Origin of the sequence: Nocardia sp. NPDC002869, from assembly GCF_046764065.1 — a bacterium.
In the GTDB taxonomy this organism is placed as follows: Bacteria; Actinomycetota; Actinomycetes; order Mycobacteriales; family Mycobacteriaceae; genus Nocardia; species Nocardia rhamnosiphila.
This window is the reverse complement of record NZ_JBKOOL010000016.1, coordinates 39,655-59,193: the sequence shown is the minus strand read 5'-3', so window position 1 is coordinate 59,193 and position 19,539 is coordinate 39,655. Positions and strand designations below refer to the sequence as shown.

The 19,539-nt window shown below is 64.2% G+C and carries 21 protein-coding genes; 2 read left to right on the top strand and 19 right to left on the bottom strand.

The window, feature by feature from the left end; translation table 11 throughout:
- Positions 1-142 precede the first annotated feature (142 nt).
- From ACLML9_RS05095 to ACLML9_RS05025, 15 genes are all read right to left on the bottom strand, one after another.
- The gene (locus ACLML9_RS05095) at positions 143-1,006 is read right to left on the bottom strand and encodes a hypothetical protein (RefSeq protein ID WP_411944386.1); all 864 of its coding nucleotides are present in this window, start codon (positions 1,004-1,006) and stop codon (positions 143-145) included.
- Complete coding sequence (locus ACLML9_RS05090) at positions 1,003-1,710, bottom strand: helix-turn-helix domain-containing protein (RefSeq protein WP_411944385.1); 708 nt, start codon at positions 1,708-1,710, stop codon at positions 1,003-1,005. Before ACLML9_RS05090 ends, ACLML9_RS05095 begins: the two co-directional genes overlap by 4 nt.
- Positions 1,711-2,107: 397 nt before the next feature.
- Entirely contained in the window at positions 2,108-2,509 is a 402-nt protein-coding gene (locus tag ACLML9_RS05085; protein WP_411944384.1) for a hypothetical protein, read from the bottom strand.
- A 41-nt stretch (positions 2,510-2,550) separates the two neighbouring features.
- Positions 2,551-4,017, bottom strand: a complete 1,467-nt coding sequence (locus tag ACLML9_RS05080; RefSeq protein WP_411944383.1) for an SLOG family protein — start codon at positions 4,015-4,017, stop codon at positions 2,551-2,553.
- A complete protein-coding gene (locus ACLML9_RS05075) occupies positions 4,017-5,204 on the bottom strand; it encodes a hypothetical protein (protein ID WP_411944382.1) in 1,188 nt (395 codons plus the stop codon). The genes ACLML9_RS05080 and ACLML9_RS05075 overlap by 1 nt, the downstream gene beginning before the upstream one ends.
- Positions 5,205-5,264: 60 nt before the next feature.
- Positions 5,265-5,639 carry a hypothetical protein gene (locus tag ACLML9_RS05070; RefSeq protein ID WP_411944381.1) on the bottom strand — a complete coding sequence of 125 codons (375 nt, stop codon included), beginning with the start codon at positions 5,637-5,639 and terminating at the stop codon, positions 5,265-5,267.
- Positions 5,640-5,672: 33 nt separating this feature from the next.
- Positions 5,673-6,278, bottom strand: a complete 606-nt coding sequence (locus ACLML9_RS05065; RefSeq protein ID WP_411944380.1) for a hypothetical protein — start codon at positions 6,276-6,278, stop codon at positions 5,673-5,675.
- 21 nt (positions 6,279-6,299) lie between these two features.
- The gene (locus tag ACLML9_RS05060; RefSeq protein ID WP_411944379.1) at positions 6,300-8,297 is read right to left on the bottom strand and encodes a hypothetical protein; all 1,998 of its coding nucleotides are present in this window, start codon (positions 8,295-8,297) and stop codon (positions 6,300-6,302) included.
- Positions 8,294-9,316, bottom strand: coding sequence for a helix-turn-helix domain-containing protein (locus tag ACLML9_RS05055; protein ID WP_411944378.1), 1,023 nt, complete (start codon positions 9,314-9,316; stop codon positions 8,294-8,296). Before ACLML9_RS05055 ends, ACLML9_RS05060 begins: the two co-directional genes overlap by 4 nt.
- A complete protein-coding gene (locus tag ACLML9_RS05050; RefSeq protein ID WP_411944377.1) occupies positions 9,313-9,717 on the bottom strand; it encodes a hypothetical protein in 405 nt (134 codons plus the stop codon). The genes ACLML9_RS05055 and ACLML9_RS05050 overlap by 4 nt, the downstream gene beginning before the upstream one ends.
- Positions 9,714-10,034, bottom strand: a complete 321-nt coding sequence (locus ACLML9_RS05045; protein ID WP_411944376.1) for a hypothetical protein — start codon at positions 10,032-10,034, stop codon at positions 9,714-9,716. The genes ACLML9_RS05050 and ACLML9_RS05045 overlap by 4 nt, the downstream gene beginning before the upstream one ends.
- Complete coding sequence (locus ACLML9_RS05040; protein WP_411944375.1) at positions 10,031-10,366, bottom strand: hypothetical protein; 336 nt, start codon at positions 10,364-10,366, stop codon at positions 10,031-10,033. The genes ACLML9_RS05045 and ACLML9_RS05040 overlap by 4 nt, the downstream gene beginning before the upstream one ends.
- Complete coding sequence (locus tag ACLML9_RS05035; RefSeq protein ID WP_411944374.1) at positions 10,366-10,701, bottom strand: hypothetical protein; 336 nt, start codon at positions 10,699-10,701, stop codon at positions 10,366-10,368. Before ACLML9_RS05035 ends, ACLML9_RS05040 begins: the two co-directional genes overlap by 1 nt.
- Positions 10,698-10,850, bottom strand: coding sequence for a hypothetical protein (locus tag ACLML9_RS05030; protein WP_411944373.1), 153 nt, complete (start codon positions 10,848-10,850; stop codon positions 10,698-10,700). Before ACLML9_RS05030 ends, ACLML9_RS05035 begins: the two co-directional genes overlap by 4 nt.
- A gap of 160 nt (positions 10,851-11,010) precedes the next feature.
- The gene (locus ACLML9_RS05025; protein WP_411944372.1) at positions 11,011-11,310 is read right to left on the bottom strand and encodes a helix-turn-helix domain-containing protein; all 300 of its coding nucleotides are present in this window, start codon (positions 11,308-11,310) and stop codon (positions 11,011-11,013) included.
- A 374-nt stretch (positions 11,311-11,684) separates the two neighbouring features.
- On the opposite strand from ACLML9_RS05025, the gene ACLML9_RS05020 reads away from it, so the two are divergent.
- Complete coding sequence (locus ACLML9_RS05020) at positions 11,685-12,665, top strand: hypothetical protein (protein WP_411944371.1); 981 nt, start codon at positions 11,685-11,687, stop codon at positions 12,663-12,665.
- On the opposite strand, the gene ACLML9_RS05015 is transcribed toward ACLML9_RS05020, so the two are convergent.
- On the bottom strand, positions 12,662-13,318 hold the full coding sequence (locus ACLML9_RS05015) for an HAD family hydrolase (RefSeq protein ID WP_411944370.1): 657 nt from the start codon (positions 13,316-13,318) through the stop codon (positions 12,662-12,664). The genes ACLML9_RS05020 and ACLML9_RS05015 overlap by 4 nt on opposite strands.
- Before the next feature lie 570 nt (positions 13,319-13,888).
- On the opposite strand from ACLML9_RS05015, the gene ACLML9_RS05010 reads away from it, so the two are divergent.
- The gene (locus tag ACLML9_RS05010) at positions 13,889-15,010 is read left to right on the top strand and encodes a hypothetical protein (protein WP_411944369.1); all 1,122 of its coding nucleotides are present in this window, start codon (positions 13,889-13,891) and stop codon (positions 15,008-15,010) included.
- Positions 15,011-15,146: 136 nt separating this feature from the next.
- Here the strand turns inward: ACLML9_RS05010 and ACLML9_RS05005 are convergent, their stop codons facing one another.
- From ACLML9_RS05005 to ACLML9_RS04995, 3 genes are all read right to left on the bottom strand, one after another.
- Positions 15,147-15,818: a hypothetical protein gene (locus ACLML9_RS05005; RefSeq protein WP_411944368.1), complete on the bottom strand. Its 672-nt coding sequence runs from the start codon at positions 15,816-15,818 to the stop codon at positions 15,147-15,149.
- Positions 15,809-16,030 (bottom strand): hypothetical protein, encoded by a 222-nt coding sequence (locus ACLML9_RS05000; protein ID WP_411944367.1) that lies wholly within the window; start codon positions 16,028-16,030, stop codon positions 15,809-15,811. Before ACLML9_RS05000 ends, ACLML9_RS05005 begins: the two co-directional genes overlap by 10 nt.
- Positions 16,031-16,554: 524 nt before the next feature.
- On the bottom strand, positions 16,555-19,425 hold the full coding sequence (locus tag ACLML9_RS04995) for an MrcB family domain-containing protein (RefSeq protein ID WP_411944366.1): 2,871 nt from the start codon (positions 19,423-19,425) through the stop codon (positions 16,555-16,557).
- Positions 19,426-19,539 lie beyond the last annotated feature (114 nt).

The window sequence follows — 19,539 nt, the reverse complement described above, 5'->3', positions numbered from 1 at the left end:
GACTTGGCAAGTCCCGCCCAAGTCCCGCCTTTGTCCCGCCAAACTCCCGCCCAGGTACCGCCGGATTGAGGGGCATTGGAATGCAGGAAGCCCGCCACCGGGTGCGGTGGCGAGCTTCCTGGCGACCTCACGGCGCCTGAGATTAGGTGCGGGTTCGACGCAACTGGCCACGAGTGCGGGCCATGTCCGCCGCGAACAGCGGTAGTTGGGGTGTGGGCGCGGAAATCCTGATCAGGGCCTGGGTGCGCCAGCCGAGGGCGTAGGGCAGGCAGTTCGCGCAGTTCTTGTGGCTGGTGTGGCCGGGCAGGGGCGGGCGGCGTCGAGCGTGATACGACCAGGCCATGGAATCGGCGCTGGCCAGCAACTGCCCGTAGTCACGGAGTCCGGTGGTTTTGATACCGAAGCCGTGCAGCCGGACCCCGGGTATGCGCTCGGTGAGAGCGCTGACGATGTTGGCGGCGGCCCGTGTGCCCTGGCGCCGGCAGACGGAGCCCACTCCGACTACCGGAGCTCCGGCCAGGTCGACACCGGCCGCGGCGTAGAGATCGGCGCATCGCAGGTAGTCGGAGAGCTCCCAACCCTGCAAGACCGGGGCAAAGACTTGGTCGGGGGCGAGGTCTCGTAGTTCGCGGTAGTTGTCGACGGTGCGACGTTGATGCGCAGCCACTGACAGGCCGGTCTTAGCGGTGATGAATGGCTCACACATCCAGTCCTGTGGGGCGGCCCACTGCAAGTGGCCTACCTCGGTGGCGTAGCGGCGGACCCGGGCCACGTATTCACGCGGTGACGGGCCGGCGCTCCAGGTGCCGTGGGTGGACAGTTCGGTGAAGCCGCCGGAGTCCAGCGCCCACGGCGCGATCGCTCGGGGCAGTGTCTTGTAGCTGCGCAGGGTGCGATCGGATACAAACAGTGGCACCCCGGCCTTGGCGAGCCAGCCCGGGTGGTGGGCGCCGAGATAGAACCTCATCCGGCTGGGTTCGGTCCATTCGCCGCTCGTGGTACTCATGCGGTGGTTCCCTGTCCGTTTGCTGAGGCGGTGATCAGGGTGAGGCCGGTCGGGGTGTTGCTGGGTGTCTCGCGGGCAAGTACGCGTGCGACGGTGGAGTGGCTGACACCGATCTCGCGGCCGATCTCGCGGGTGGATTTCCCGGCGGCGCCCATCTGCCGGATACGTTCGTCGCGGTCGGCTTCCGGTTCGCTGTCACACGCTGTTGCAGCATCGGCCGGGGTTGTGTCGGTGGTGTCGCACGGTGTTGCGTGGCTGGTGCGGGTGTCTCGTGCGCTGTCGCGGCGGGTTTCGTTCCCGGCGGAGGCGGCGGTGGCAACCTCGGGGGCGGTGCTGGTGGCCGGCTGGGTGTTAGTGGGGGTGGGTTCGCTGGTTTCCGAGAGCAGGGCGAACCCGCAGGCGACCATGAGCCCGTCCATGACCAGAGGCCCGACCACCGAGCCTGCGGCGCCGTATCCCCAGCTGTCGAGCACATCGTGGACGTGGCCGAAGGAGATGACCGCGGACCCGGCGGCGACGGCGCCGACACCGCCGAAGCGTGCCAGCATCCAGGTGATGCCGGGCCGCCATTGCACGCGGGAGAGGACCTCGACCGACAGCAGCAGGAACAAAGGCCAGACTGCGGACATGATTTGGGGTGCGACACCGGGTGTCCAGTTCTCCGGCGCGTTCTCCGGCGGCAGCCAAGTGTGCAACCAGTTCATCGCGACCGACACCGCCGAACCGAGCCCGAAACCGGCCCACGCGACCGCCCGACCACCACGGCCTGCACCACCGGTGTCACGGCTGTGACGGTCGGTGTGACGGGATGCGACGGACGCACCGGCCGGTGTGACGGCCGCGTCCCGACTGTCACGGTCTCGCGTCGTCGCGGCGCCGAGGTCGGTGTCGAAGGGCGGGTCGGTGGGTGTCTGGTCCGGGTTTGCTGGACTGGCGTCGTGGGGTTTCATGGCGGGGTCCTCTCGACCGGGGTGTGGGGAATTTGGTTGTCACCGAGGGGAACTCGGCGGAAGGGGCGGTTGTAGAGCGCAAGGCGGGGGAACAAGATTCGCAGCGGGGGCGCACACCGGGTCGGGGCGTGCGCCCCCGCGACGCATCCGGCTACTTCACCCACGCCCCGGCGGGTGTGTAGGTGGCGGTGAACAGCCGCGCTTTCGGGAACGCTGGGTCCGGGCCGGTGAAGGTCACCGACAACGTCGCGCCGATCTCGAACTCGGCGTCGCCGGCTTCGGCCAGGGCAATCCCGATGGCCTGTTCCATGCGCCAGGACACATAGAGGTTCTTCGCCCCGGACTCGGTGTCGAGGGTGATCACCAGTTGGGTGACAGGCTTTCCGTCCTGGTCGCGCTCCAGTTCACCGGCGGCGCCGCCGAATTTGAGTTTTGGCTGTTCCTCGGCGGCTGTGATCCGGCCGGTGACGGTGGTACCTGGTGTCGTGTTCTTCCCGAATGCGCTGGTCGGGCGGGCAGCGTTACGGAATCGGGTGCTCAGGCTGCTGGTCATGACGTAGTGGTCCTTCCTGGTTGTGGTTGATATCTGGGTGGTCAGCGGGTGCGAGTGGGTCGTTTGATGCGCTCCCACCCGTCCGGACGCATGGCAGCGCGTTCTCGGGCGGTCACCTGTCCCGGTGTGGGCGGAGGCTGTTCCCGCTGGTTGAGTGGCCGGTCCAAGTACGGGACCGGCTCCAGGTCGTCGATGCCGTGGCCGGCGTCGAAGTGATCGGAGAGGTCTTTGCCGTCGCGGGCCTGGACCACCCGCACCTCCCCCACCAGCCCCGACAGACTGTCGGCGACCTTGGCGGCGTGCCGGTATCCGGGCCGGTCCCGGTCCGCGACCACGAACACCCGCGCCGCACCTTCGAGCCAGCGGGCGTGCTCGGGTTTCCACGATCCGGCGCCCATCGCGTTGCAGGTCGCGACCAGACCGGCCCGTTCGGCGCGGGCCACGTCCTTCTCGCCCTCGCAGACATAGATCTCGCGTCCGCGTTTGATCCCGTCCAGCAGCTCCGGGAGCCGGTACGGGATCGGCTCGAATCCCGTGTTGACCCATTCCCGGCCGGTCCAGCGACGCTGGGTGAACTCCTTGGCCCTACCGTGTTCGTGCGGTGTTTCCCGCCGCAACACTGCACCCTCGGTCCGGCCATCCGGGAGCTTGTAGAGGTAGGCGTCGACGTTCTCCTTCGGGCCCGTCGCCGCACCGAGATCCGGTTTCGGGGTGAGGATCTCGAATCGGGCGGCCCGGATCGCCTTCTCGACCGCGGGCAGTTCGACCGGTCGCACCGGACGCTGCGCCGCGGCCGGGATGGGGCGGTGCTGCTGGTGGGGGTCGCGTTCGGGCAGGTTGTCCCACAGGTCCCGGACCTGCAGGCCGATGCGCTCCATCACCTCGCGGTCATCACAACCGTTGGCGGCGAAGCAACGAACGATGGTCTTGTGCTGGCCCGGGTCGTAGCGGACCCCAAGGGAAGGGTTGTGATGCCCGCCATCGCCCTCGTGCACCGGGCACAGGAACCTCGTCCACGCCTCCGGGGACCGGTACCCCTTCCCGAGTCCGACCCGGCGTTCCAGCGCCTCGATAATCGCCTGATACGACGCCCCGGCCGGCCGCTGCTGACGCTGCGGTTGGGTCGGTGGGGTGTAGGGGTGTTCGATCCCGGGAGCGGTGTATTCGCACACCTGGATCCCGGACTCCCGGGCCAGGCGCATCGTGTGGGCGGTGCCAGCGGATTCGGCCTGGTTGAACGCCAGACAAATATCGGCGCCCAACTGCACCATCTGCTGGTTACGCAATGGCCCAGCTTTCTTGCCGTGCTGGTCCCAGTCGGCGCGGTGGGTTTCGACTTTCCCGCCCCAGGACTGCCAGATACTGGCCGCGATCCGGTCGGCGCCGCGGGAATCCCCGTGGACCAGTACCGCCCGCATGCCCTTGTAGGCGGCCAGGGCGTCACGGATGGTGGTGCTGTCGGTCCACGACCGCGACCCGGTGACCAGGATCCGGTATTCGGGCAGCATCACCGGCTCCGTTCGATACCGTTGCGGCCCGGGCGGTGGCCGTTGGTTTCAGGCGGGGTGGGTAGCTGTTCGCGGGGCATGGCCTGGGTGTTTTCGCCCGCGCGGTCGCGCTGCTGTTCCCGCAGTTTCGCCAGATCCGCCGCGATGTCCCCGGTGCCGAACTCGCCGGCCGAGCTGTCGCGGTGGCCGGCCTCGTGCTGGGCTGCCCGCCGCTCGGGGCTGCCGAACCGGTCCTGTTCCGGGGTGCGCTGGGCGAGTTTCTGCACGGCCTGGTCGCGTTCGCTGCGGTACCTGTTGCGGTCGTCGGACAGTCCGCGGTTGAGGTTCTGCAACCGCTGGATACGGGCCTCGGCGTCATCGAGCGCGGTCCGCAACGAATCCCGGTCGGCGGTGACCGCGTCCACGCTGCGCTGCAACACCGCGATCTTGCGGTCCCGGTCTTCCTGCTCGGCGGCCAGGTCCCGGATCCGCTGCTTGACCTCCTCCAGCTCCGCCGCGCTCACCACGGCAGCGAAGGGTCGTGACTGCTCCTGCTGCTGCTGAGGTTCGGACTCGACCAGGCGACCCTTGTCGACCAGCACCGGCTGGGGCATGTCGACGTGCCCTCTGGTCCGGTCACCGGTCTGCTGCGGCGCGTCGAGCCTGTAGTCGCGTTCCAGGTCGCGGCGGTGCACCCATTCGGTTTCGCGCGCCAGCCGGGCCCGGTACCGCAACGCGTTCACACCGCGGACCTTCGGGGCGCGGGCCAGCATCTCCGGGGTCTTGGCCGGCATGTACGGCCACATCCGCGCGGTTTCCAGGCAATCCAGTGCGATCCCGCGCTCGACCTCGGTCAACCGCGCATTGCCGACGATCCGGCGTCGTATGTCGTCGATGTGGCGGGCAGCGGCGGCGTCATCGCGGCGCACCTGTTCGCGGTCGGTCCGCGGGTCAGTGGCCCGCTCGTAGCGGGCTTGGGCGGCGACCTGGTAGCGGTGGATCATCTGCGCCGTCCAGACCTTCTGATGGGCACGTTCGGCCTGCTCGGCGCGGCGCTGGCGCCGCATCTCCAGGCTGATCTGGCGGCGGACCTTGCGCTGCTCCCACCAGCCGTTGGCTTGGGCGTGCATGCGCATCATCTGGGCCATCGAGTGCCCGAATCGGCGGGCCTCGTCCATGATTTCGTCTTCGACAGGGCGATCGGACATAGGTGTTTCTCCTTCACTGGCTGGGGTGCCGTCCCAGCGACGGCACCGAGAAGATCGGGGTCAGCGCGACCGTGTGGGCCGGGCGTCTCGGGCGGCGATCCGCTGCTCGCGCTCCTCGCACGCGGCCTCGGTGAGCTTCAGTCGAGATGCGTGGCGGCGGGCGCGGTCCAGGTAGATGCCGGTGTCGTTGAGTTCGTGGTCGGTGTCGTTCAGGGCGTCGAGCACGGCGATCACCTCCTGGTCGGGGGTGGTCGGGTTGCCGAGGGTGTCGACGTCGAGGGCGTCGGGGTCGTTGGCGAGGTGTCCGTAGCGGTTGCCGATGGCCCGCAGCTGGCGTTGTAGCTCGCCTATCTGGTCTTCCAGTTCGCCCAACTCGGTGTAGAGGTCCGCTGGGACGGGCAGGATCGGACTGCGGTCGATGTGCTGGTAGGGCATGGGTTGGGTGTCCCTTCCGTGGGGTGGTCCCGATCAGGCCGGGTTGGTTCGGGTGTTCTCGTGACGGGTCCGCGCGGAATCGGCACGGGCCACGACGGAGCGGGCACCGGTGGCGGTAGCACCGGCAGTGCGAGCGAGGGCCGCGACGATGGCGGCAGCTACCTCACGGACCGGGGGCCGGTAGGCGGCGTTCCACCACAGGTAGGCCGTCCACCCCGCCCCGTAGGCGGCCACCGGCACCGCGACGACACCCGGCTGACCGGCGGCGATGGTGGCGGTGAGGGTGACCACAACGGCGGAGCCGGGCAACGTGACCCGGACCCACCGCGGCACCCGCCCACCTACCTCGGCCCGGACATCGGGTGCGGGCCGGTGGATCGGTGCGAGGTTGTCGTCCTCGACTGGCACGGCGGGTTCGGGCTTGGTGGTTTTCACCAGCCGCAGAGTCGGTTTCACCGGCGCCGGGGGCCGTTCAGCGGGGTTGTCGCTGCTGGTGGGGGTGTCGGCAGCGGCTGCTGAGGCGGCCAGGAACTCGTCGAGCTCTTCGGACAGGATGTCCATGAGCTGATCGAGGTCCCCGCCCTTTTCGGGCTCGGGTTCGCGGTCGTCGTCGTGGTCGAAGTTGCGGCTGATACGCATGACAGACAGGTCCTTTCAGGTTCAGGCGGTCGCGGGCGCCGCACCGGTCACGGGGGCGGGCTCGGTGTGGGCGGTGGTTCCGGGAAGGGGCCGCAGGGCATCGATGTCGACGGGCACGACGCGGCCGTAGTAGGCGTGGCCGGCCTTGCCGTAGACGACGTCGCCGGTGGCCATCTGCCGGATCCGGTCCGGGTCGACCAGCCACTTCTCGCCGTAGGAGGTTTGGCCCTCGTCGCCGTGTTTCTGGCCCTTGATCAGATGACGGCTAGGCAGCATGCGGCGGATCGAACCGAGGTGTTTGCACAGGTCCCCGGCGTTCTCCGAGTAGCCGAGCAGCAGCCCACCAGCACACGAGGACAGCAACCGCGACAGCGTCCACGGATCGGCGGCCAGCCCCTCTTTGGACTGCGCCGAGAACGTGATCGACACCCCCTGCGACCGGCCGCGTTCGGCGATTTCGACCAAACCGATCGAGCCCTGCTCGGTCGCTACGGCGCTGGCCTCGTCGAGCAGGAGGTAGACCGCGCGGCGGTCTTCGGCTTTGGTGCGGCCGGCGCGCTGCATCACCATCCGCAGGATGGCGGCGACCTGGGCGCGGGCGGCGTCCTTGTCCATGCCGGGCACCGTCACGAACAGCACATCCAGGTCGTTGAGGTCCCGGCCGCCGTCGAACACGCCGTTGCCGTCGTGGTCTTTGAGCTGCCCGAACAGGTTCGACATCTTGATCAGGGCGTCGTCGAGCTGCGGGACCTTCTCCTCCTGCAGGGCTTTGACCTGTCGCACCACATCCGGAGCCCCGCCCCACGCATCGATGAGGCTGGTCTCGTTGAGCCGGGCCAGGAACTCGTCAGAGCTCCGCGGCGGGCCGGTCGGGGCGTCGACGACCAGGGAGACGATGCGTTTACGCATTTCGTCGAAGTGCTGGCCCTCGCTCGTGCTGGCCTGCCCGGAACCCATCAGGTCCGACAGCACTCCCCGCAGATCTCGGGCGGGCATGTCCCAGATGTTCAGGCGGTCCCCGCCCGGCAGGACCATCGCGATCCGCTCGGGTGAGATGCCGCGTTTCAGTGAGATCCGGCGGATCTTCTCCCCGAACTTGCGGTCGTCCTCACCGCCCTTGCACGCGATCACAACCATCAGCGGTCGCGGGTGCTTGCCCTTCATCCCGGGCACATCCGCCCACCGATGCCACGCCGTCCACGACGCTTCCTGGATCGCGACGAAATGCCGCTCCAGCCCGGTGGTCTTCCCGGAGCCGGTGGTGCCCACCCACGCCATATGGCGGCCGACCTCGGTCATCGGCACGGTCAGCCACTGCATATGCCGCGCCGCCAGCGACCGCCACACCCCCAACGGCGCCGCGCTGACGTGCTCGGACAGCACACCCAACACCACGTTGTTCCCCGCGGTGTAGGGGGCGCCGTGCGCGGCGGTCCGGGCCGCGGCACGGTCGCGGCGTTTCTGCATCGCCGCCGCGACCCGCTCGGTCCGCGCCAGGCTCTTCTGACCCACCGACGCGTTCTTGTGCAGGAACTCCGCCCAGTAGTAAGTGGCGGCCAGCATCCCGGCCGGCAGCGCGACCAGCAGCATCGGCGCGACACCCGCGAAATCGGCGGCGGCCAACTGTTCGGCGCCGGACCACAACAGGACCCACGGCGTGGCCCACGAGCCACCCGCGGCCACCGACGACAACGGCAGCAACAGTGACGCGGTCGCGAAGTTCCGCAACCTGTGCGGCTCCAACGGCCGCTGCGCCGCGACGGCGACCGTCATGATCAGTACCGCGATCACCACCGCCGCGACCACCGCGGACCGCCCGGCGGCATCAGTGATCACCGACAGATCCGGCAAATCCAGCTTGTCCAGGTGCTCGATCGGCGGGGTCACCGGGCTGGTTTCCGGGATCGGGTCACCCACCGGTGCGGGTGTTTCCGGCGGCGTCGGGGCGTCGGTGTTCGGGGCTCCGTAGGGGTGGCAATCGCCGGGGGTCAGTACCGGCTGGCAGTTCGGGTTACTCATGATGCTTCCTTGGTGACGTGCAGCCCTTTGCGGACTCGTGTGGCTTTCTGATTGGCGAGGAACTCGCCCCAGCGGTCGTCGAAGTCCAGGACCGACAGTTCGAAATCGAGTGCGGAGAACTCCGCGGGAAGCCGCTGAGCGGCGGCGTGCACGCCGTCCATGACCGAGGCCGACCGGCACAGATACAGCAGCCCGACACACGGTTCGGGCTCCTCTACCGAGTCGCGGATTGCGCGGATCGCGCCCTGCAGCGCGGTGTCCATCGCGGTGACGGTCTTGCGGGTCAGCTCGACTTCCAGCGCCCACCACTCGAATTCACCGCGCCGGCGGCGACGCGCGAACCGGGCATCATGCACATGCGGGCGCCCGGCCTGCGGAGCCAACCCTGACGACAGATGAACCGGGCCGCGGCCGGCGACCTGCTGCTCGGCACGGCGCCGCAGCACCCGCTCCGACACCCACCGATCCGGATCGGGACCGACCAGCATGATCCGGGCCTGGGCCACCGCGCGGTAGTGGTTGGCATACATCAGCGGCGGCGTCCACTCCCGCGGCTTCCACCCCAGATACTGGGCGGCGGTGTCCCGGGTCGGGTACACCCACTTCGCGCCCGGCTGCACCTGCTTGAGCGGATGCACCAACTTCGCCTGCGCCAACTCTGCCACCAGCACATACGTGTGGTTCATGCTCATCCCAAGGAACTGGGCGAGCACATCGAGCTGCATGCCACTCATGTCCGACAGCCCCGACAACGCGGAGCTCTTCCGTGCGGTCAGCTGCGGAGAAGTCCTCGACCGCAACAGGTCCCGGACCGTGGTGCGGGGCAACCCGACAACCCGGCCGATTTCGCTCTGGCTGTGGCCGGACGCCTTCAGGGCCGCGATCTCTCCGAGGACGGCCTCGACTTTCCGGGCCGGAATCCCCAGCCGCCGGGCGATATCGCGGTAGGACTTGCCAGCCGCCCGCATCTCGGTCGCGATCTTTGCCCGTTCCGAGAGAGCCTTTTCGTTGTGGTTCATCGCGTTCGCTCCCTTCCCCCGCGCTCCTGCCGGCACCGCTGCTCGCGGCGAGCGGCCAGGGCCTGGCGGGCTTGTTCGATGACTTCGCGCATCTCGCCGGTATCGATCCCGCGGCGCTCTGCCGCGTTCGACGACCGGACCCAGCGCGCAATCTGCAACGCCTCCAACTGCGCCGGTGAGGGCTCACGTTTCGGCTTGGCCTGCGCGGGGTCATACAGGTACGCCTTGAGCGGATCCCGGCCCCGCCGCCCGCGCAGAATCTGTGCTTCCCACTCCCCGCCAGGGCTCTTGCCCTCCGCTCGCAACTGACGGAACGTCCGCAGATGCGGCGGAGCCAATCCCCACGGGTAGGTCGGCACGCCATCGTGACGGCGGCCTTCGGGATCGAGGTACTTGCTCATCGCAACCGCTCGATCTCCGCCCTCGCCCGCGCGCGGGCCTGGCGAACCCGCTCGACGAACTCGGACCCACCGAGGAGCTCGTTCACGTGGTCGGACGCGGCTGTCCTCTCGGCCCACACCACATCGCCCAACTCCTCGTAGGGGACGGACTTGGCATGCTCAACCTCACAGCGGCGGAAGTCCGTCCGGATGCGGGATTTACTGGCCGCGAGCCACATGTCGAACAGCACCCCATGCACCACGTCCAACCGGTGCTGTTCGGCCTGAGCCTCCGTCACCGCCCGCTCCCACTCGTCGCTACCCCGCGCTGCGGTCATGCCGACACCCCCTCACCCGAATCGGGGCCCGGGTTATCGACCACGGCCAGACGCTGAAGAGCACCGCGGATCTGGAGCAGGATCGAATCCAGCTCGCTTAACCGCCGCCGGGCGTCCGCGACCTTGTCCACGACATCGCCAGCCAGTTGATCCGGGTCCGCAACTCCTTCGACGCCCCAGAACAGTGGGTCCGACACGAACGCACCCGAGGCGATATGCGGACGCAGGTAGCGCTCGACCTGACGCAAGTCCTCGACCAACACATCCGCGCTGGACAACGAACTGGCAGCAGACCTCAACGCATAGCTCAAATCGATCTCCGGATACGGCATCACCGACCCACCCCCGCCACCTGCTCACGCGGCACGCACGAACCAGCAGGCTCGGCCGGCACCCCCGCATCCGCCGCCCGGCAGACATTCGGCGACGGCACATAGGACTGCTGATCAATCCACGCCGCGGTGCAACCGCACATCCCGACCAAAATCAGAGCGGCCCACACGACCAACTGGGCACCCACCGGCAGCGCCCGGATCGGCGCGAACACCGCACCCGTCCCGGTGAACTCCGGACCGGCCATGCTCTGAAAAGCGTGATGACCCCGCACCCGGTCGTAGTGAGTGATCCCGGACCCCTGCGGCTCATGCCCGCTGAAATGCCCGTTCACCGCCGCACCCCCGACCGAGGACGCATCCGCCAGAACGCGATAGCACCCAGCAACATGACCGTGAACCCGACAACCTCCGGCGCCGTCAATACGAGAAAGCCGGCCGAGATAGCGGCCACCGAGATGACAAATGTCTTGGGACGCATCACGCGGCCCTCCTAGCGGCAGGGCCCAGCAGTGCGGCCAGTTTGGCGCGAGCCTGGGCGGACATCGGCGGAGCCTGTGAAACAATCTCGTCCAGGTAGTCGACAACGTCCTGGTCAGTGAGTTCGGTCCGTGACTTCCGTGGGCGAGGCATCTCCTGGTCGTTCATGCCGCACCACCCGTCTCGTCGAGAGTGGCTGGCCGAACCAGAGCCATAACCTGGGCACGCTGCACGCGCCACCTTCGACCGTTCAACAGCCAGCCCTGGATGGACCCCTCTGTGATCCAGTTCCTGACGGTTCGGGGGTCGACCCCGACGAGCGCTCCAGCCGTTTTGAGATCGATGAGGCCCTCGGGAAGGGCGGTTGACAACTTCGATGTCACGTTAAGATCACTCCTTACGGGAAATTTCGGAAATCCGTTCCCTAAGAGGTTCTCTCGATGCAATGTCCTCAAGAAGGACATAAAAGAGGACATTGGTGGGCCATTTCACGTCCCATATGGCTACAAAAGTCCTGGTAGCGGACTAAGCTGGAGGTATGGCAAACACAGGAAACGCTGCCCTCCGCGCGGCTCGCCAAGGCCTCGGGTACCGCTCACAAACTGCGCTTGCTGATGCGTTGACGGATACGGCACGTGAGATCGGCCTCCGCATCGAAGTTGCGAGCAGGACTGTCCGCCGTTGGGAATCCGCTGACCCTCCCTGGCCGCATCCTGAACATGTCGCAGCATTGGAGGCGCTCTTCAAGAGGCCTGTTACGGAGCTGGGATTCACACCGCCGTGGAATGAAGGCGCAGATAGCTCTTCGGCGGAGCAGCCTGGTCGAACGAGATCCGACATGCGGTTCCCCGCCAGTCAGCGCCTTTTCGGTTCTTCGATGCCGCAACTCCCGCCAACGGTTGCGGCCGACTATCAGGCCATTACTGTCTCGCACCGACACCTGTACTGGTCGCTGCCGGCCGCCCGGTTGCACCGATCTGTAGCCGAGCATGCACAGCTCGGCGTGGAGCTCCTGCCCCAGCTGACCGGGCCGGCGAAGGTCGCACTGGCGAAGGCAGTCTCGGAGTCCAGTCTTCTCGCTGGACGACTCGAATTCTTCGATCTCCAACAGCCAGAAGCCGCTCACTCCAGCTTAGTTCTGGCACTTCAGGCTGCACATGAAGCAGGAGACTCGCTGCTGGGTGCCGCGACACTCGCCCACATGGCGTTCGCGCCGGCGTTCTCCGGCGAGGCAAGCCGTGCGGAGGAGGCTCGTGAGCGAATTCGCGCCGCGCGAGCATTCGCTCGCCGTGGCGGCGCAAGCGCCGAAATGACCGCGTGGCTCGACGCCGTCGAAGCCGAGGTTGAGACAAGGTTTGGAGATACGCGCCGCGCACTGAGCCTCATCCACCACGCCGAGCAGATCTACCAGGAACACGGGCCGGGGGACCAGTCATCACCGCCGTGGCTCGACTGGTTCTCCCCGACTCGCCTGGCAGGCTTCAAGGGAAACACCCTGATGATTGCTGGCCGTGGGCGCGAGGCGCGCGAAACGCTGGAGCAGGTGCTGTCGAACCTTCCGGACGACGCCGTCAAGCAGCGATCGATCTATCTCGCCGATATCGCCGCGGCGTCCGTGCTGGAGAAGGAGCCTGGACGCGCGTGTGCATACCTCGAAGAAGCACTCAATATCATCGGGAAGCACTGGTACGCGACGGCATTGGACCGTATCAAGGCTGTACGCCAGACCTTGCGTCAGTGGGACTCACTACCCGAGGTCCGGGCACTTGATGAGCGGCTGTACGACTGGCACACGACAGTCAACTCGTTTGTGGGTTAACGAGTGCCGTTCTCGGCTCCAACGATCCCGGGCAACTCGGTGAGGTCGCGGATCCTCCAGTCGGACAGCTCCGCGACCTCCCGCTCGTCCCGGTGGATCCAACCCCACGGACCGCGCTCAATGTAGGCCGTCCGCATGCCCAGTTGTTTCGCCGGAGCGATGTCGTTATCGATACGGTCACCGACGTAGATGATCCGGTCCGCTGAGCAACCTGCAGACTCCACCACCTTCTCGAAAAAGCTCAGCGCCGGCTTCTGAACACCCCAATCGTCAGATGTCGCGATGAAGTCGGTCGGCAGCTCCAACCCACGGAGGAGACCCCCGGCACGCACCGTCTGATTTCCGACAATTCCTACCCAGATGCCCATTTCACGCAGCTTCGTCAAGGCTGGGCGCACATCGGGGTAGAGGTCCTCTTCACCGAACCATTCCGGCTGACCGGCGTCTGCGCGCGCTTGCCGCTCGCGGTCAAGATCAAAGCCAGGCCGGAACACCTGGAAGGTTTCGCGGTAGTCGAGACCCTTTGCGATGACAGCACCAAAGACCGCCGCGAAGGTATGACGTGGGACTCCGAGCCAGTCAGCCCAAGTACCATACTCTCGAGTCTCGTCAACCAGGGTTTCACCAACATCGAAGACGACCGCATCAATCACGCCCCCACCGTACCTTTTCGTCGTTGTGCGGACCTCGCGTGCCCTCGCGCATGTCGCGACTGGAAGCCACCTCGGTACGCAGCAAGTTGCCCGGTATGTCGGCCAGCTGAACGCGCTGGTGTTACTGCAGCCCGGCCGTAGCAGGATCAAGTGCCGCAGGACCCCGGCCGAGCAAGTTGAGTGCGCTTACCAGCGCTGCGACCGGGCAGCACGAGCGCTGTCGACGTCCAGTTCGGCCGGGGCGCTTTGTCCTACCTCACCTGCGGCAGAGACATCGCCGACCCACCACCTGATTGGACGCCGGTGCCGATGTGAAACGGGGGCCGACAATTCTCCGATACGGGGTGAGTATTTCAATGTACGCGCGATCGAAGGGAAATGGGTCGTCAGGTGGCAAACGAAGGAATGCAACAACTTCAACGATGGAGGGACTGGGTCGCCGAGCAAATAGATTCACTCGGTACGGCGACTGCGCCTTCCGCTTTCGAATACATGGAATCTCTAATAGACGCTCTTTCGGAAGCAATTCAATCGGACCCACCGATAAAGGGGTCCCCAGCAAATCCGCTAGTGCTCGATATTCTGTCCGCTCTTCTTCAAGTATCGATCCAGTGCGCGAAAGATGATCAAGTAAGTGTCAATACGGTGCGGACCGCAGTTACGGAAAGAATGTCGAGTTCGGTCCAAGAAGCAGAAAATTGGCTTCACAATGGCCCCCTCGCTGCCGGAGAGATGGAATATAGGGTTGAGCTATTAAAGTCAAATATTGAAGCAATTGAAAAATTGGCCTCCGATAAGATTGAGGCAGAAAAAGCCCTTCCTCAGCACGGTGCGATGCTTGGTTACTCTGACGAAAACGTAGAGGCCAATGTGATTTGGACCCAGATATGCGCATTCGAAGACGAGGAGCACCAGCGCTACTCGACAGCGTATGAGCGACTGAAACGCCGGGTAGACCGCGACCTTTTAATGTACGTGTTCGATGAACTCGACGTTTTCATGAGGATCGTTACCGACGCTCTGACTGACGTCAAGGAAGGGAGATTCAAATGGGGATACCCCGATGCTGTAGATGAGTTTGTCCGGCGCATCAGATCCGGTGCAGTGACGCTGACCAGCGCCTTTCATGTGCATCAAACGCAGACCTATTGGTTGATTCAAGATAAATTTGGAAAAGATTCAGAGGAATACAAGCGGGCGTCGAAGATATTCCACGACCTCTACGACAGCTGTTTTGGGTATAAATGGCTCTTACAGCTTCGTCATGTAATGCTCCATATCAGCATCGAAGCCGCCGCCGTCGTCATAAAAGCTAGTGTTCACCACGATCCAATTATTGAGATAAACATGGATCGCGGATGGATGAAAGAATCCTCAGGCGTGATGAGTAAGCGCTATAATCGCGAGCCGTTGCTTGCGATGACCAGCAATCCCAGCATTATCAATATGGCAAAAGAGGCGATGCCTGCATTGGCCGAAGTTCAAGAGCAGCTCGACGACATTTTGCATCCAGAAACCGCGGAAGACGCCGCAGTTGTGCGCGAACTGATCGGTCGATTCGATGGACGCACAGGGCTGTACGCGTTGCAGACCGGACTGGGCTTCACACGTCGAGTACCGATTCCGCCGCACCGGCTGCTATCCGCGAAAGTGCTGAACTTCGCCGAGAGGTACCGTAGCTCCGACTCTTGAGGGTGACGTGGGAGCACCGCTAGACAATGTCTTGCGGTGCGCCTCTCTGGCGCCTGATCTCGAAAACACGCCACAGGCGCCTCCGTGATCCTAATCTTCCCAGGACGCCAATCCTCTACGGGAACTCGACAAAGTTTCAATCTTCCGTGGGGAACTCCACCTTAACCCCGGCATCGATCTGCTCGATCAATTGGATCAGCTCGTTAACCAATTCGGCCGTAATAGATTGATCGACTTTATGCGCGTGAACAAGCGCATTTCGAAGACGCTGAAATGCTCTCACGCTAGCCAAATACTCATCGTCCAAGTATCCCGCAGAAATCAGCTCAGAGACCAGCCCGACTGTGTTTGGGCTATATTTTAGCCCGAGGTTTTTGACCAATCGAGCAAGCTTCCATTCAAGAACAGCGTATGCGGATACGAAAGCAGACGATGGAGCAATTTCCATAATCGTCTTAGCCTCTGCCAGGCGCTTCAACATTTCCGACTCGTCGTCGAGCACTGCACGGTCAGGACGCAGAAAGATGATCTCGAAATCCCACCCGGACAGACCGCGGACCACCGATCTCATCTCAGCGATCAGCGACATTTCGTCTTCGGAGATGCCAGATCCCTTGCGCTGGACAACCTTGTAAACCACCCCGCCCCGTCCAAACTCGTCTATTGCAACGGCATCAAAATGACTTCCCGACAACTCCTCTGGCAAGGAGGGGATATCAGGTGGGAAGTAGACCCTCCACGCTCCTGTGGTCGGCGATCGGTTAATATGCTTCAATACCGCAGACTGCACAACCGAATCTACATCCATGGCAGCTCCCTCTGGTCCATTGCGGCTGCGATTGCCACGTATACAAACGGCTCTCCCATCGCGAGCGGTCCGATGACACATTCCGGTGGGTTTTTGAACGCAATCTCCTCAGAAATATTGCGGCGGCTGCCGACTATATCCTGAATCAGACCATCATCAAGGATGACCTCAGGATATAGCCCGTCGAGAATCGGCTTTAGCATATTGTCCATATCCAACGTCTCAGTCAGATGAAAAAATACGACTGAGACGGAAACCGCACCCAGATACGGAAACAGGGAGGGGTGCAACCCGCTAGTGGCACACCGACGTACCTTCTGCTTCCACTTGGCCTTCCCCGATCCCTTTGACTGCAACGACCTAGGAGTTCCAGGCACCACAAAATCCCAGATTATCCGATCACCCATGGACACTCCAGCCAAGCAGGCGCCGCCGTGTACCGCACAGGCTACTTCTTGGACCCAGACGCTAATCCGCTGCGGAACTCGACCCACTTGACAACCCACCACGCACCCGCTCGCCGCACTTTCAAGCCAGTCCTGCAGCGAAGCTACCAGATGCCACAACACACTGGCACACAACTGATACCGCCAGGGCGTATCAGGTCGATCCGAGCGACGGATCCAATCCGCTGAGGTTGGACAGCGACAAGAAATACGTCATTACGACACTCCGTTCGGACCAAGCTGCCTCTCTGCGTCGCACTCGGCGCGGGCGCGAATCATGCGCAGTTACCTCACGCATCGCCGCCCGCCGGCACTATGTCGAACTCAGGGACATCGCTATTGATCCCGATCGTGTACGGGAGGACTTCCTTGCGGTAGGCGACGATCGCCTCTACAGCCACATTGGTAAGGCTGCCGGCGCTGGCGACGAAACTTGCGACCCGATCAGACTCGGCAGGGTGCAGCGGATCGTGGAAACCGCGGCGGGGCAAGTCGCCGAACTTTCGGCCGGCCGAAGCGGCTGGGTCAAGCACACGCAGGACCCGCCCGAGGGTGTTAGGTGCGCCTACTAGTGCTGCAACCAGCAGCGCGACCGCTGCGGCGTCATAATCAAGTGCGGCGAGCCGAGCGCGGACCACTGTGTAGATGGTCAGGAACCGCTTCGCCCTCCGCGGCGTGGTGGCGAACATTGGTGCAACCAGGTCGAGGAATTCGAGATCGCTGTCGGTGATGTCCAGTGACCGGATCACATATGGGTCAATGGGGAATTCATGCTGCTCCTCGGTCTGTCGCGCGAGGTCCCTGGCTGGCGCGGGATCCTCGCCGCTTCGCGACGGTGATCCCGCGCCCTCTACTGCCTCGTCGGGCACAGCCTCCGGATCTTCCTCTTCAGTCACACCCACGCCGCCGATCTCAAGTTCAGAGAAGACTGGACGGCGATCGATCGCGTCGCGAAGGATCGCTCTACACCCGTCTTCAGTCATCGCCGGCAGGGTGAAAGTGAGCTGGAAGATCTTCTCAAGGTAGTCAGCGGGCGTAGTGAGATGATCGCCGGCGGCCAGAACGCCTGGATGCTCGGTACGAAGCGAGCCCTCAAGGCTGCGATGGTCGACGCCCATAATCACTACGAAGTGTGGCAGAGCCAAGAACAGATGGACTGCCTCAAGGACTGCGACGACCGTTTCGGGCGAGCAGCGGTCGAGGTCGTCGATATAGAGCACGATTCGTTTCAGCACCGAGTCCGGGTCAGATAGCGCTGCGTGAAGGCGTCGACTGAGCTCGTGCAGGTCGTGGTGAATGCGGGTGACTACACCAAGGTGCTCATCGTATTCTGCCGTGTCAGCTCGGTCGGCGATAAAGCGCTGAAGGGCGACAGCTGGCGTCAACTCGTCCCGCCGTCGTTCCGCTTCGTTCAACACAAGACGCTTTGCTTCCTCATGTGCGAGCGCGACCGTGAGCATCTCCTCTGCCTGGGAGAGCTCCTGCTCAAGTTCGTCAATCTGTAGCTGCTGCTCATCGCGCTTGGCCTCTAGGCGGCCTTCGACCATGGCCTGCAACTGTTCGGCGGGTTCGAGGAACCGTCGCACCACTCCGATCTGCCTGGTAACGCCGGCAGCAAGACCAGTCGCCATGGAAGCCACCACGCCAATAGTGGTGCCCATCGATCGCAGCGCCTCGGACAGCCAGAGTCCGAGCACCATAGTTACCGCCAAGACGATTAGCATTGCGAGCGCAGCCCCGACCAGGGGTGATGACCACCATCGGCCTCGGGGAGTACCCAGCAGTTTGATCCGGGAACCGAGGGCCTGCACCTCCTGTGCGGCCCTTAGCAGGTCCAAGGCGCTCTCACGTGCTGCTGGCAAGTTCAGGTCCCGCGTTGCAGCCGTTATCTGTTCCTCCAGCTGCGGACTTGCGTGCTCCCAAATATCCCTCGCGTCGATAGCTTTCAGCTCTTCGAGCTCGTTGTCGTGCTGGGCGCGGACAGACCCGATCTCGTCTTTCAGGTTGTTTCGCGCTTCTTCAGCTTCGCTGACGCCGGCGGTGGCCGCATGAAGCTCATCTTTAGCGGCGGCGATATTCCGGTTGGCCTCCCGGAGCTCGCGATCGGATCGCGGCCCTCTGAGATCTAGAGCCTCAAAGATCTGCCGGTGCAGGCTGGCCATGAGGTGGCCACGTTCGTAGTGCCATGCCCTGAAGCGAATATGGCCAGTAGCCGGTTCGAACACCAGCCCGTCGCGATCACCGCGACCAAACCGCTTGATATGAGTCTCCACACGATGCATGAAGTAGGTTTTGCCACTACCCCATTCACCGTACAGCGCTACCGCCAGGGGTGGTGCAGACTGCTTGGCAGCGATCACCGTCGCCAGGGCGCGAGCATGTGCATCGATGCCCAACATATCCGGGCCGGCGGTTTCGTCGTCCGTTACCGATGCCAGCACCACATCCGACGGTGCAGACTCCACGCCCACGTCCACTGGGGTGGGGGACGCCCCTCCTGGCCGCGGTGCCCGGGCCGCCAGGACGGTTGAACTTAGATCTTGCGGCCGCTCGAAGTCGATGCCGCGCAGCTCACTCTCATACAGTGACTCCAGCAGTTCAGCCATGGTCTGTACATCGGCCGTCAACTGGCCATCCCAAGGAATCTGCGAAGTCGAGTACCGAATGGCATGAACATTACCGGCCTGATACGCGCGCCCCAGCTTCTGCTTCGCTCTCAGATTGATTCCATCGAAGCTGGTTACTAGCCCGGAAGCCCGCAGGATCTTTCGGGCTGACTCAACCCGCGCCTCAAGGTTCTCGGGAGTTCGAAACATAAAGCTCTGTTTGTCTGAATTCCAGGTCGTGGTCCCCTGGTTAAGCGACAAGTAGACCGCATCCCCCGCAGCACTGAATAGGTAGACGACATACCAGCCGATACCGGCCCGCGCGCTCAGTTCCGGGTCAAAGAAGCGAGTCCAAGGAACTTCGGCTGGCGCTCCCTTACCCCCGCTCCCCTCGGCTTTCCAGATCGAATCTATCGGCTCAAGTATTCGTTCCAACTCGGCAGGAATTCGTCGTTCGACGAGCTCTTTACGGCGCCGCATGATTGGATCCTTGGGATCCGACGTGCGGTCCTCCTGAATGCTGAGGACCTCAGCAAGATCATCCCCCAATGGCATGGCGACAATGTACACGCATCCGCGACCTCGACTGGTGACACGGCTACCGCGATCAGGTACAACGCCCCGTGGCTGTACCCCCTAAACTCGAAGTGCCGAAGCAGATTCGAGAGC

Coding starts and splice junctions, on each gene's coding strand:
- ACLML9_RS05040 (WP_411944375.1), bottom strand. CDS start 10,366: ATGCCGTATCCGGAGATCGATTTGAGCTATGCGTTGAGGTCTGCTGCC.
- ACLML9_RS05025 (WP_411944372.1), bottom strand. CDS start 11,310: ATGTCCTTCTTGAGGACATTGCATCGAGAGAACCTCTTAGGGAACGGA.
- ACLML9_RS05050 (WP_411944377.1), bottom strand. CDS start 9,717: ATGAGCAAGTACCTCGATCCCGAAGGCCGCCGTCACGATGGCGTGCCG.
- ACLML9_RS05000 (WP_411944367.1), bottom strand. CDS start 16,030: ATGGACAATATGCTAAAGCCGATTCTCGACGGGCTATATCCTGAGGTC.
- ACLML9_RS05075 (WP_411944382.1), bottom strand. CDS start 5,204: ATGTCCGATCGCCCTGTCGAAGACGAAATCATGGACGAGGCCCGCCGA.
- ACLML9_RS05060 (WP_411944379.1), bottom strand. CDS start 8,297: ATGAGTAACCCGAACTGCCAGCCGGTACTGACCCCCGGCGATTGCCAC.
- ACLML9_RS05080 (WP_411944383.1), bottom strand. CDS start 4,017: ATGCTGCCCGAATACCGGATCCTGGTCACCGGGTCGCGGTCGTGGACC.
- ACLML9_RS05095 (WP_411944386.1), bottom strand. CDS start 1,006: ATGAGTACCACGAGCGGCGAATGGACCGAACCCAGCCGGATGAGGTTC.
- ACLML9_RS05020 (WP_411944371.1), top strand. CDS start 11,685: ATGCGGTTCCCCGCCAGTCAGCGCCTTTTCGGTTCTTCGATGCCGCAA.
- ACLML9_RS05070 (WP_411944381.1), bottom strand. CDS start 5,639: ATGCCCTACCAGCACATCGACCGCAGTCCGATCCTGCCCGTCCCAGCG.
- ACLML9_RS05090 (WP_411944385.1), bottom strand. CDS start 1,710: ATGAACTGGTTGCACACTTGGCTGCCGCCGGAGAACGCGCCGGAGAAC.
- ACLML9_RS05005 (WP_411944368.1), bottom strand. CDS start 15,818: ATGGATGTAGATTCGGTTGTGCAGTCTGCGGTATTGAAGCATATTAAC.
- ACLML9_RS04995 (WP_411944366.1), bottom strand. CDS start 19,425: ATGCCATTGGGGGATGATCTTGCTGAGGTCCTCAGCATTCAGGAGGAC.
- ACLML9_RS05055 (WP_411944378.1), bottom strand. CDS start 9,316: ATGAACCACAACGAAAAGGCTCTCTCGGAACGGGCAAAGATCGCGACC.
- ACLML9_RS05065 (WP_411944380.1), bottom strand. CDS start 6,278: ATGCGTATCAGCCGCAACTTCGACCACGACGACGACCGCGAACCCGAG.
- ACLML9_RS05045 (WP_411944376.1), bottom strand. CDS start 10,034: ATGACCGCAGCGCGGGGTAGCGACGAGTGGGAGCGGGCGGTGACGGAG.
- ACLML9_RS05085 (WP_411944384.1), bottom strand. CDS start 2,509: ATGACCAGCAGCCTGAGCACCCGATTCCGTAACGCTGCCCGCCCGACC.